Source organism: Rhizobium sp. GR12, from assembly GCF_036596185.1.
Classification (GTDB): domain Bacteria; phylum Pseudomonadota; class Alphaproteobacteria; order Rhizobiales; family Rhizobiaceae; genus Agrobacterium; species Agrobacterium nepotum.
In genome coordinates, this window is record NZ_JASXTH010000004.1 from 220,858 (window position 1) to 232,948 (window position 12,091).

Genomic DNA, 12,091 nt, shown 5'->3' on the forward strand with positions numbered 1-12,091 from the left:
CGTTGCTTTTCGGACCTTTTCTCCTGCTTGGTCCGGTGGGGCGTATATTCTGAATTTGCAGAATTTTCCCATGGTTCTTTAAGTATTTCCTTAGTCGATTTCAGGGGTTCATATGACAAAAATTGATATTAACGTCAGTGCAATGGGTCTCAGGGTCGGTGTTTTCGGGGCCGGTTATGTGGGCTGCGTGTCGGCCGCCTGTCTGAGCAACGACGGTTTCCGCGTCGTGGCGGTCGATCCGGACAGCTTCAAGGTTTCTTGCCTTGCCCGTGGCGAAGCGCCGATCATTGAACCCGACCTTGCCGAGTTTCTGGAGAAAGCCAACCTCAACGGCATGCTGACCGCGACAACCTCGGCGGAAGAAGCGGTCGACATGACGAATGTGTCGCTCTGCTGCGTGGGTACGCCCAGCCTTCTCGACGGTACGCTCAATACGGACTATGTGCGTCAGGTCTCTTTTGAGATCGGCAGGGCCTTGCGCCGTAAAAGCGAATTCCACGTTGTCGTCATGCGATCCACCATCCTTCCTGGCACGATGGAAGAGGTTGTCATCCCGGCACTCGAGGAGGCGTCCGGGAAAATCGCCGGAGTGGATTTCGGCGTAGCCTATTATCCCGAATTCCTGCGCGAAAGCTCAGCGATTGCGGATTACTACAGGCCCGGCGCCATCGTTTTCGGTCAGTATGGTGACGATACGCGTTCGATCGACGTTCTTAAGGCAATGGTCGCCCATATCAGCGTCGTTCCGCATGTCATTCCGTTGCGAAGCGCCGAGATTGTCAAATATGTCAACAACTGCTGGCATGCGGTAAAGATCAGCTTTGCCAACGAGATTGGCAATCTCTGCAAGGCCAAGGACATTGACAGCCATGTGGTCATGGATGTCGTGTGCGCGGACACACGCCTGAATATTTCCAAGGCCTACATGAAGCCGGGTTTTGCCTATGGTGGCTCGTGCCTTCCCAAGGATCTGCGGGCTCTGTCCGGCTTTGGACGCCGAATGAACGTTGCAACACCGATGCTCGACGCTGCGAAGGCGGCAAACCTGGTGCAGATCGATCGCGCGAAACAGCTCATCACCGATGCGCGCAAGGATCGGATCGGCTTCATCGGTATCACGTTTAAGACCGACACCGATGACATGCGCGAAAGCCCGATGCTGAGCCTTGTCGAGAACTTTATCGGCAACGGCAAAGAAGTGTCGATCTTTGATCCGAACGTTGTGAGGGATGAAAGCGAAGGCCGCAACTATCTGCGTCACATTGCGCCACGTATCCGTTCGTCGATCAACGATGTCATCGACAACGCCGATATTCTGGTGGTCGGCCACAAATATGCGGGCCTGACCGGGGCGATCGAAGCGGCTGGCAGACCGCTCGTGGTGGTGGATCTTGCGCGTGTCGAGGTGCCAAACCGCAGCGGGAACATTGTCTATCACGGACTTTGCTGGTGAGGCGGCGAAAGCACGGGCCGATTTTCCTGAAAATATATTTTATGTTTTTGTGAGGAATTTATATGCGTCAGGTTTTGACCGCTGCTCCAGGGGAGATTGCCAGGATCGTTCCCGCCATCATGATCGGTGGATCCGGAACCCGGCTTTGGCCTCTGTCCCGCTCGAACAAACCGAAGCAGTTTCTCACGCTGGGTGGGGACGGGCATGACAGCTTTTTCCAGCAGGCACTGCGCCGTTTCGCAGTGCCCGGTTATGGTTTGCCGTGGCTGATGTGCGCGCGCGACACATTGGTTCATGCGGAAGAGCAGGTCGCCAGCGGCGGATTTTCCGTCGACGGACTTATCGTCGAACCATCGATGCAGGGAACGGCGGCGGCGATAGCCGCGCTGACTGTCACCATTTCGCGGATGGACGCGGCGGGAAGCAACGCCGTTCTTCTAGTGGCCCCTTCGGACCATATCATCGCGGAACCCGAAATCTTCAACAGGATCGTCGCGGGCGCTCTGCCGATCGCACGTTTTGCCGACCGTATCGTCACCTTCGGCATCAAGCCGGAACATCCTGAAACCGGCTTCGGTTATATCCGCCCGGGTGAGGCAATCGAAATAGACGGTGAAGTCAGAGGATACGCCATCAGTGCCGGCGACTTCCTGGAAAAACCGTCGCTTGAAAATGCCAGGCGTTATGTGGAGGAGGGGTTCTGCTGGAACGCCGGCATCTTCATGTTCCGGGCCGGAGTCATGCTGGAGGAACTGGCGCGCCATTCGCCGGAAACCTTGCGGGCAGCCGAAGAGGCGTTTGAAAGAGCCACCATCGACATGTTCGATGATATACACGCGATCATGCTGGAGGCTTCGGCATTCGGGGCTGCGCCAGCAGATATTCCGATCGACACGGCGATCATGGAGCGGACGGCACGCGGTGCGGTGGTGCGCTGCGAGGGCATCGGCTGGTCCGACATCGGTTCTCTGTCAGCCCTGCATGAAATCGACCGCGACAAGGATGCCAACGGTAATGCCCTTTCCGGGCCGGTGCTGTCGATTGGCTCCACTAACACCCTCGCTTATGCACGTGGCGGCAGAAAGGTCGTCCTGATTGGGCTGGAAGATATGATCGTGATCGATGATGACGATGCCGTCCTCGTTACAAAGATGTCGATGGCGCAGAAGGTCAAGGATGCTGTCAATCTTCTCAAGCAGAACAAGATGCCGGAATCGCGCGCCACGCGAGAGCAACTATATGGCTGGGGAAAGGTGCGGCTGCTGAGCGATCAGGGCGACCTGTCGGTGTTCACGGTGACGTTGCGCAGCAACGCGACGATCGCGCTGCGCATTCCTGAGGGCTATTGGGAGAACTGGTCGGTATCCTCCGGCAAGATCGACATAATCCTCAATGGCTTTGTCCGCCATCTGGTGCCGATGGCCAGCCTTTCGCCGACAGAAGGTGAGATTCTGTCGCTTTATAACGGCACGGCCAGGGAAACCACTGTCGTCGTCACCCGGCAGCGCAGTTCCGGGCGGAATTTGGCCATCGCGCCGCAGAGTTTTACCGCAGACACGGTCCTCGACCTCATTCCCGTCGAGGCAGATGTGTCAGCCTTCGATCTCAACATGGTGCCGGAAAGCACCCTCGATGACGAACCCCATCCCGCCAATTGACGATGCTTTGCGGCGCGCGGGACAACGCAGAATTTTGTGCAATAAAAGCAGCAGGCGAATGAGTATGCCGAACAACGGCGCCTTTAATCGTAAAACGGGCGGGCGACACGCTCGCGCCACGCTCCTGCGTCAGGCTTTTGCCCGATGCAGGAGCGGGTTTGCGGTCGTCGCCGTTGTCAGCGGTTTCATCAATCTTCTGTATCTGACGAGCCCATTTTTCATGTTGCAGGTCTATGACCGCATCATCCCAAGCGGCAGCATCGGGTCGCTCATTGCACTGTGCCTGCTGGCAGGCATGCTGTTCGTCTGTCAGGGCGCGTTTGAAATTGTCAGAAGTCGCATGCTGTCGCGTCTCGGCGCCTTGTTCGAAGTCGCTCTTGATCGCGTGCTGTATCGGCGGTCGCTGCTGTTGTGCGGCACACCCACGATCGTTTCGACAAGCGACGATCTCGATACCGTGCGTGGTTTTCTCTCCGGGCCAGGACCATCGGCACTTTTCGATCTTCCCTGGCTGCCCGTCTATCTGGCAATCTGTTTTCTGCTTCATCCCGTCGTCGGTTTCGTGGCGCTGGCGGGCGTGCTGGTATTGATGGTTTTGACTGCACTTGCGCATTTCAGCCTGCAGCAATCTCAACGCGATCTCGCTGTGCTCACCACGAACCGCAGGGGCTTTTCCGATTCCGTCAGATTGAATTTCGGGGCGCTGAGGGCCATGGGCATGACTGCCGATGTGGCGGACAGGTGGGCCACCCACAATGCGGCATTCCGCCTGTTCGCCACACGTCATGCGGATGTGGCCAACACCTACGCGACATTGACGAAGGTTCTCCGGGTTGCCCTGCAGTCGGCCGTTTTGGCGGTCGGGGCTGTTCTCGTCATGAGGGGTGATGCGTCTGGCGGTATCATTCTGGCATCTTCGATCTTGACGTCGCGGGCGCTTGCACCTGTTGAAGCGGCTATTGTGCATTGGCGGGGTTTTGCTGCGGCGAGGCACAGCTGGCTCCGCCTGGAGGCTGTCGTCACGGCAGAGACGGACCGGGAAAGCCTGTCGGAGTTACCGCTGCCATTCCGTAACATTACGGTCGAGGCCATGGCAGGTGGTCCGCCGGAAACAGAAAAACCCATCATCTCGGAGATCGGGTTTTCGCTGGAGGCGGGAACGGTTCTTGGGGTGATCGGACATAGCGGATCCGGTAAGACGGTGCTTGCCCGTTTGCTTCTGGGCATCTGGCCCGTCAGTGCCGGTACGTTGCGTTACGATGGTGCGACGATGGACCAGTGGGACGTTGATCGGCTCGGCAGCCATATGGGTTACCTGCCGCAGGAGGTGGGGCTGTTTGGAGGAACCGTCGCTCAGAATATCGCCCGGTTTCGTAAGAACATTCCCTCCGCAGAGGTCATTGCCGCAGCACGAACGGCAGGCGTGCACGATCTGATTTTGCAACTGCCGAGTGGCTACGACACCATGATCGATCCCCAGTTTCCGATACTCTCGGCCGGTCAGCGACAGCGTATCGCTCTGGCGCGCGCGCTTTACGGCCAGCCATTCCTTGTCGTTCTCGATGAGCCGAACGCCAATCTCGACGGTGAGGGGGAAGAGGCTTTGTCTCACGCCATCGACGGCATCAAGATGCGCGGAGGCATTGCTGTCGTCATCACCCACAGACCCGGTATTCTTGTACAGGCGGACAGGATTCTGATCTTGAAAGAGGGCAAAATGGCAGCCTTCGGCCCGCGTGAGGCGATCATGGGACAGGTCCTTCGCCGGGAACCGGCTGCCCGCTCTGGAAAGATTTTGAAGGTTGTCGGGGCAACCGGAAAGCTGGAGGTGCCGCGATGAGCGATGAGCTTTCCATCGCCTTCTGGCGCCGCTCACTCCGGCTTCATATTGCCGTTGCTATCGGACTGGGGCTTGCCCTGTTCGGCGGTGTTGGTGGCTGGGCGGCAACGACGAAGCTGGCAGGGGCCATCAGCGGTCAGGGCTTCATCGTCATCGAGAACAATGTCAAGAAAATACAGCATCTCAGCGGCGGCACGGTGTCGGAACTGCTGGTGCATGAGGGCAGCGACGTTGCAGCCGGGGATGTTTTGCTGCGTCTCAGCCGAACGACTGTCGAGGCCAATCTGGCGATCATCGAAAATGCGCTGGTGCAGTCTCTGGTACGCGCTGCACGCCTTAGAGCGGAGCTTGCCGGCACGCGAACTTTCGAGGCCGATTTTCTGGAGCGGAAGCGGCTCACCAGGCCTGCCTATGGCCAACTGGTTGCATTGGAGCAGAACCTTCTCGAAACGCGGCGAGACGGACTTGAAGGCATGAAGCGCCAGCTCGCTGAGCGCAAAGGCCAACTTGCAGACGAGATCGAGGGCGAAAACGTTCAGATCGAGGCCGTGAGAGCGTCGATTGCGGCAGTCGACGAGGAATTTTCCTCTGTCGACGGATTGTACCGGCAACAGCTTGTCACGCTGCAACGCCTGACGTCGCTCAAACAGCGTCGCGCCGAGCTGCAGGGCAATCTTGGTGAAAGACTGGCATCGAGAGCGCAGGCCGAGGGGCGCATCAGCGAAGTGGAACTGCAAATTCTTCAGCTTGATGAAAACCGCCGGGGGGAGAATGCCAAGGAGTTGGCGGAAACCGAAGCGAAGATCACCGAAATGGAAGCGCGACGTGTCGATGTGACGGAACAGTTCGGCCGGCTGGACATCCGCTCTCCTGCCAGCGGTCGCATTTTCGAGCTGGAGCTTCACACCGTCGGCGGCATCGTTCAGCCAGGGGAAACGTTGATGCTGGTCGCACCGCGTGGCGATGGTCTGATAGTCGAGGCGAAAATTTCGCCGCGCAATATCGATCAGGTGACGCCCGGTCAAAAAGCACAGCTGCATTTTGCCGCTTTCGATCGCACGACCACACCGATGGTGAAGGGTGAGGTCGTGTCCGTTTCGCCGGATGTGCTGACCGATCAGAGAACGGGACAGCCGTTTTATGCGGTGCGGATCAGGCCCGAGGCAGAAAGCCTGGAAGGGTTGGGAAACCTGAAACTCTATCCGGGAATGCCAACGGACGTGTTGATGCCAGCGGCGGAGCGGCGCGTGATTTCCTATCTCGTCAAGCCGCTGACGGATCAGCTCAATCATGTTTTCAGGGAGGACTGAGCCGGGACAAGAGAAATCATTTCCGCCCGGTATCAGACAAGGCAATCAGTTAACGAAGAGGCGTTTGCCCGGAGGGTACCATGGCAGCTATCCAGTTTATTGCGTTTATGGGGCAATCCAACGCCGACAACATGTTCAACCTCTATGGGGACAACGATTCCGGCGCTTCGGTTCTTGCGTCCGAGCTTTCGTCCCATCTCGGCATTTCCGGCGGTATTTCGGCGTCCACGCTGAAAACAACTATCCAGGGCACGGGAACGTCGTCAAAATTTGCGACCGCCGACAATGTGGTGGTTCAGGATTTTGCCAAGGGCGCGAGTGGCGTCGATGGCAATGCTTCCGATGCGCCCGGCTCGGATTTTCTCTGGTGGTATCCTGACACGAACACGCCCGGAGCACTGGCGCTGGCGGCGATACAGGGCATCAACGCCTCGGTTGCCGCCCTGGAGGCCCAAGGCTACGAGGTCGAGCTGAAAATCGTCTGGGCGCAGGGTGAGGCGGATGCCAAGCGCATCATGGACGGCACGAGCGACGTCGAGACCTACAAGGAAGCAACGGTCGAGGTGCTGGATTATATCCGAGCCCAGACTGATCCTGCCGCGCCAGTTTTCATACAGGAGGTTGCCGATACGGCCTATACCGGCTCGGATGCCCGTTGGAACGGGGGGCAGGATATCGTTCGCGAGGCGCAGCGGGAAATTGCGGCCAGTCGCGACGACATCTATATCGGTTCGATCACCGAAGATCTGCCGTTGAAGGATCAGGTCCATACGGACAACGAATCCTACGAAGTAGTTGGAGGCCGGCTCGCCAATTACATCGCTTATACGGAAGGGCTGACCGGCACCATTTCAGGGCCGCGTCCTTCGCCGGACCCGGATGAGGTGATGGAACCCGGCGACACTGCGCCTGTTGCCGTTGCCGACAGCCACATTACCGTGGCCGAGAACCGGACGACGGTCAGCAATACGTTCAATCTGCTTGCTAATGACAGCGATGTGGATGGCGATATTCTGCGGGTGACTCAGGCAACCCATGGTTCCAAGGCCACCGCCATTCAGGCAGCGGAGACCGCCATTGCCGGTAAATACGGCACGTTTTATGTCAGTCCGAATGGCAGTTATTATTACAGGGTGGACCCAGGCCTCCCTGCCACCAACGCCATTGCGGCAGGGCAGACCGCCGAGGACAATCTCACCTATCGTATCTCTGACGGACGCGGTGGGACAGCCAGTGCCGTCGTCACGGTGAAGATCACCGGTCTGAACGATGCGCCGACGGCGGTTGCAGATACCGCCTCGGTCGTCAAAACCGTTTCGGGCAACGGCAATCTGCTGACCAACGATCTCGATCCGGATACCGGCGACGTTCTTTCCGTGCTTTCCGCCAGCGCCAGCGGGGGGACGACGCAGAGTGTGACCACCGTCGGAACCACTATTGTCGGCAGCTATGGATCGTTGATCCTGAAAAGCGATGGGAGCTGGGTCTATCAACCGAACCAGAGCAATGCTGCGGTTGCAGCACTTTCCGGCTCCGCGTCGTTATCGGAAGTCTTCAACTATACGGTCCGCGATGGCGCAGGTCTTCAGTCCTCGGCATTGCTGACGGTTTCCATTCGTGCCTCCTTCACAGGTGGCGAACCCGAACCGACAATCAGCGGAACGGCGGCGGCCGATACGCTGCGTGGTACGGCAGGCACAGACGTGATTGCCGGCTTGGGTGGCAACGATACGATCAAGGGGCTTATCGGAGACGATATCCTCATCGGCGGCGACGGCAATGACTATCTGGAGGGCAATGAGGGCAACGACCGGCTTAGCGGTGGTGCAGGTGTCGATACGCTGAAAGGTGGCGCGGGTGCGGATACCTTCGTCATCAACAGCATGAGCGAGATAGGCGATATCGTTTCCGATTTTCGTTCGGATGACTTCTTCGATCTTTCCGGCATTCTGGCAATGCCGTCCGGTGCGACGGGCGCGAGCGCATTTGCGGCGGGCTATATCCGTGTTTCACAGTCGGGCGCGGATACTCTCGTTGAGGTGGACGTGGACGGAGTCTCCGGACCCAGCGCCTTCGCAACGATTGCGACGCTCAGCGGAATTACGGCGTCGAGTGTGAAGGCGGCGCAGTTCATCGTCACACCATCGGTTCCGTCCGGGCCTGCCAACACCGCGCCGTCTGCGACAGGCGAGGTCAGATCCGTTTCGGAGGACGGCCCGGACAATACGGCTTCAGGCAACCTGCTTGCCAATGATCAGGATAGCGACGGCGATGTCCTGTCGGTTGCCTCGATCGTGATCAAGGGCGTGACCTATTCGCTTGGCGCGTCGCAAACCATTCAGACCAGTTACGGCGCGCTGACGATTGCGGCTAATGGTGACTACAGCTTCACGCCATCCGCAACCAATCCGGTCGTCAACGCGCTCTATTTCGATAATCTGGTCGAGAGTTTCGAATACACCGTTTCGGACGGTCGCGGCGGAACGGCCAGGGCGACCCTGTCGATCACGATTGCAGGCAGCAACGACGCGCCGGTGGCGGTCGGCGACACCGGCATCGTGTCGGTCAATGCCAGCACGACCGGCAACGTCGTCGCCAACGACACCGATCCCGACGCCGGTGATTTCATGGCCGTGACGCGCGTGGTGCATGGCTCGTCGAGTGTTGCCATCACCGAAAACGATACGCAATTGGCGGGTACATACGGCCTGTTGGTCATCGATTCTGACGGCACGTACAGTTACGTTCCGAATATTTCCAATCCGGCGGTTTCCGGCCTTTCGGGCAGTTCGACGCTGACCGAGACCTTCAGCTACACTATTCGCGATGAGACGGGTCTGCAGTCGACGGCCAGTCTGGTGTTCACCATCAAGGGAGCGAACCACGCGCCGGTTGCCGCCGATGATGCGGCGACAGCGACGGCGGGCGCGGCCAATGTGACAGGAACCGTTCTCGGCAACGATAGCGACGTCGATACCGGAGACGCATTGACGGTCCTGTCTGCCAGCGGCAGTGGCGCGGCCATCAATGTCACGGGCGCGGGAAGCACAATTGCCGGCAGCTTCGGAACGCTTGTTCTCAAAGCGGACGGGAGCTGGAGTTACGATGTAGAAGAAACGAACCCCTCAGTTGCAGGCCTGTCGGAAACCTCCAGTCTCACGGATAGCTTTCACTACACGATCCGGGACAGCCAGGGTGCAACCGCGACGGCGACATTGTCGATGACGGTCAAGGGTGCGCCGGCGGGTGGCGGTCCGGGATATGGAGCCCCGACCATCATCGGGACCGAAGCGGGCGAAACGATATCCGGCCTGGCCGGCAACGATATCATCGAAGGCAGGGGCGGCAACGATGTTATCAAGGGCAGGCTCGGCGACGACGTACTCGTTGGCGGTCCCGGCAACGACACGATGGAAGGCAATGAAGGCAACGATGTGCTCTATGGTGGATCCGGCAATGACCAGATGAAGGGTGGTGCCGGCGCGGATGCGTTCTGGTTCGGCAGCGGTCACGGTATCGATATCGTGCATCAGTTGCGGGCCGACGACACTCTGGTGTTCACCAGCGGTCTTTTCGCGTCCAAGGCCGCTTTGCTGGCGGCCGTTACCGTGGTTTCAGCAAATGAACTGCTGGTCGCAACGCCGGATGGCGGTTCGATTCAGTTCCTCGACACGACACTGAGCGATTTGCAAAAGAGCGGTTTCTCCGTGGCAGACGACCTGTTCGTCTAGGGCAGGCGGTTCTTCCGCCGTCTCCAGCATGGTCGCAATATCCTTCTTGCGCTGTTCCAGCGCCACCATCTTGTCGTAGATGCGGCCGGCCGCTCCGCCCTTGAGGATCAGATCGAGAAGCGTGTTGAGTTCCCGATCTGTCTTCCTGATTTGGGCTTTGGCGGCCTCGCCACCATAGCAACCGCACTTGACGAGGCCGGTGAAGAGATGCTTTGGTCGGCGTCTCTCGCTCATGAAGTTCTCGGGAGTCTCCTTCGAAGGATCGCGCGCGAGTTGGAGCTTGTCATTCCTTCGACATCGTGTGCAAAACACAATGATCTGCTACCGGCAGATTTTGGCGAACAGATTTTAGATATGTAAGGTCGAGCGTTGCAGTAAAAGCTGTGACGAAATCCGGACTTTGCGCAATCATGTGACCCCAAGGATTGATCACCATCGAATGGCCGTAACATGCTTTACTGCCCCCGGCATGGGTGCCGGTTTGTCCGACAGCCAGGAAATAGGTCTGAGTTTCGATGGCGCGCGCTCTCGCGAGGATCTCCCAGTGGTCCCTGCCGGTCGAGAGGGTGAATGCGGCAGGCAGCACGATGATTTCGGCGCCAAGATCACGCAGCCGCTGAAACAGTTCGGGAAAGCGGATGTCGTAGCAAATGCCACAGCCGACAGTTATGTCACCGACCCTGTAAGTCACGACATCCTCACCACGACGGATTGAGTCCGACTCGCGATAGACAATGCCTTCGGGTGTCTTGACATCGAAGAGATGGATTTTGCGGTACCGCGCGATTTCCTGCCCATCCGGCCCGAAAACAAGCGAGGTATTGTAGAAGTCCTCTCCTGCTTTTTCGACAATCGAGCCGGCATGCAGGGTTATCCGGTGTTCGGCCGCCATGGACGAAAGAAATGTCCAGGTTTCACCACCTGGAAACGTCTCGGCACTGGTGTGCATGGCAGACGGGTTGTCGTCCAGAAACGCGAAATATTCGGGAAGTACAACGAGTTGCGGATTTTCATTCTTGACGACATTGTCAATCAGAGCGGCGGCGGTTTGCAGATTGAGTGCCTTGTCATTCTGTGAGTTCATTTGAACCAGTGAGACTTTCATCAGAAGTTCCTTTTAGCAATCTACTGCGGGTGCAAGAAATTGTGCTGTCGTATTCCAGGCATCGCGAAGCCCAAGGGCGATAGCGCCATGCTCCATGGTCAACACCAGCGTGTGAGCGTTGTTTTCAAGGGCAAACTGCTTTTCAGAAACACTCCAAGCCGGCAACAGCCAGTGTTTTCCGGCAGCGTGGGCTGCGTCAGCCAGGGTTTTCAGATCTGCGAAATCGGCCTCGCTGCGTTTATAGGCACCCCGGCCACGACGCAGTGAAAGATCGCTTGGGCCGATAAAGATGCCGTCGACGGTATCGAGCGCCAAGATCTCATCGATGTCACGCAGTGCGCCGGCATGCTCCACCATCGGATAGCATCTGGTCTTGCGATCCTGATCCACAAACCATTGGTCGTCCGGGCTGCCATAGGCAACGGTGCGCCCCCCTGCGAAACTGCGCTCACCATGTGGCGGAAACTTCGCAAAGGAACATGTTTTTTCGGCATGCGCGGCATCGAGAATATGCGGAATGACCACGGCATCGGCGCCGAAATCCAACGCCTGCTGGATAGGGCCGCGTTCAGGCGCCAGCACTTTTGCCAGTACATCCAGGCCCAATCCTTTGAGAACCGGAATGAAACGCTCGAGCGTATCGAGATCGAAGCCGCCATGTTCGATATCGAGGACGGCTGATGTGTAGCCTATCGACGCGGCAATTTCAGCCCCCGCAACATTTGGTCCTGAAAGCCATACGGCTGATTTGTGTCTCGGGGGTGATGTCATGACTGATGTCTCCGGTGTGGCCGACAGGCCTGTAGCCTCCCCAGTACCTGCCTGGTAAGGCGTCCATTGCGCTTCACAGCTTCGATGATGTGTTGATCGATTGGATCGAGTTTCAGCTTTTCCTCCATTGTCAGGCAAACAGGGTTTCGTTTTGCCCGGTCGTTATGGTTTGCGCATGTTTTTATAATGCACATTGAAACATGCTTGACTATGATTTTTACAT

At 58.0% G+C, this 12,091-nt stretch carries 8 protein-coding genes; 5 read left to right on the forward strand and 3 right to left on the reverse strand.

The genetic code is table 11. The features are described from left to right. The first annotated feature begins 112 nt into the window (after nucleotides 1-112). The 5 genes from QSK43_RS08800 (at nucleotide 113) to QSK43_RS08820 (ending at nucleotide 9,992) form a co-directional block, all read left to right on the forward strand. Nucleotides 113-1,453: a nucleotide sugar dehydrogenase gene (locus tag QSK43_RS08800; RefSeq protein ID WP_332303140.1), complete on the forward strand. Its 1,341-nt coding sequence runs from the start codon at nucleotides 113-115 to the stop codon at nucleotides 1,451-1,453. A 62-nt stretch (nucleotides 1,454-1,515) separates the two neighbouring features. Beyond that, a complete protein-coding gene (locus tag QSK43_RS08805; RefSeq protein WP_332303141.1) occupies nucleotides 1,516-3,111 on the forward strand; it encodes a mannose-1-phosphate guanylyltransferase in 1,596 nt (531 codons plus the stop codon). A 64-nt stretch (nucleotides 3,112-3,175) separates the two neighbouring features. Continuing rightward, nucleotides 3,176-4,951: a type I secretion system permease/ATPase gene (locus QSK43_RS08810; protein WP_442967819.1), complete on the forward strand. Its 1,776-nt coding sequence runs from the start codon at nucleotides 3,176-3,178 to the stop codon at nucleotides 4,949-4,951. After that, on the forward strand, nucleotides 4,948-6,261 hold the full coding sequence (locus QSK43_RS08815) for an HlyD family type I secretion periplasmic adaptor subunit (protein WP_332303143.1): 1,314 nt from the start codon (nucleotides 4,948-4,950) through the stop codon (nucleotides 6,259-6,261). Before QSK43_RS08810 ends, QSK43_RS08815 begins: the two co-directional genes overlap by 4 nt. Before the next feature lie 80 nt (nucleotides 6,262-6,341). Continuing rightward, a complete protein-coding gene (locus QSK43_RS08820) occupies nucleotides 6,342-9,992 on the forward strand; it encodes an Ig-like domain-containing protein (protein ID WP_332303144.1) in 3,651 nt (1,216 codons plus the stop codon). Here QSK43_RS08820 and QSK43_RS08825 read toward each other — a convergent pair. Genes QSK43_RS08825 through QSK43_RS08835 form a run of 3 tightly spaced genes read right to left on the reverse strand, consistent with a single transcriptional unit; the run spans nucleotide 9,876 to nucleotide 12,006 of the window. Continuing rightward, complete coding sequence (locus QSK43_RS08825; RefSeq protein ID WP_332303145.1) at nucleotides 9,876-10,226, reverse strand: hypothetical protein; 351 nt, start codon at nucleotides 10,224-10,226, stop codon at nucleotides 9,876-9,878. The two genes, QSK43_RS08820 and QSK43_RS08825, sit on opposite strands and share 117 nt — an antisense overlap. 49 nt (nucleotides 10,227-10,275) lie before the next feature. Continuing rightward, nucleotides 10,276-11,097, reverse strand: a complete 822-nt coding sequence (locus QSK43_RS08830) for a carbon-nitrogen hydrolase family protein (protein ID WP_332303146.1) — start codon at nucleotides 11,095-11,097, stop codon at nucleotides 10,276-10,278. 12 nt (nucleotides 11,098-11,109) lie between these two features. Next, nucleotides 11,110-12,006: an HpcH/HpaI aldolase family protein gene (locus QSK43_RS08835; RefSeq protein ID WP_332303147.1), complete on the reverse strand. Its 897-nt coding sequence runs from the start codon at nucleotides 12,004-12,006 to the stop codon at nucleotides 11,110-11,112. Nucleotides 12,007-12,091 lie beyond the last annotated feature (85 nt).

Bases quoted from the DNA above. Each gene is read 5' to 3' on its own strand.
- QSK43_RS08800 (WP_332303140.1), top strand. From the start codon at position 113: ATGACAAAAATTGATATTAACGTCAGTGCAATGGGTCTCAGGGTCGGT.
- QSK43_RS08805 (WP_332303141.1), top strand. From the start codon at position 1,516: ATGCGTCAGGTTTTGACCGCTGCTCCAGGGGAGATTGCCAGGATCGTT.
- QSK43_RS08810 (WP_442967819.1), top strand. From the start codon at position 3,176: ATGCCGAACAACGGCGCCTTTAATCGTAAAACGGGCGGGCGACACGCT.
- QSK43_RS08815 (WP_332303143.1), top strand. From the start codon at position 4,948: ATGAGCGATGAGCTTTCCATCGCCTTCTGGCGCCGCTCACTCCGGCTT.
- QSK43_RS08820 (WP_332303144.1), top strand. From the start codon at position 6,342: ATGGCAGCTATCCAGTTTATTGCGTTTATGGGGCAATCCAACGCCGAC.
- QSK43_RS08825 (WP_332303145.1), bottom strand. From the start codon at position 10,226: ATGAGCGAGAGACGCCGACCAAAGCATCTCTTCACCGGCCTCGTCAAG.
- QSK43_RS08830 (WP_332303146.1), bottom strand. From the start codon at position 11,097: ATGAAAGTCTCACTGGTTCAAATGAACTCACAGAATGACAAGGCACTC.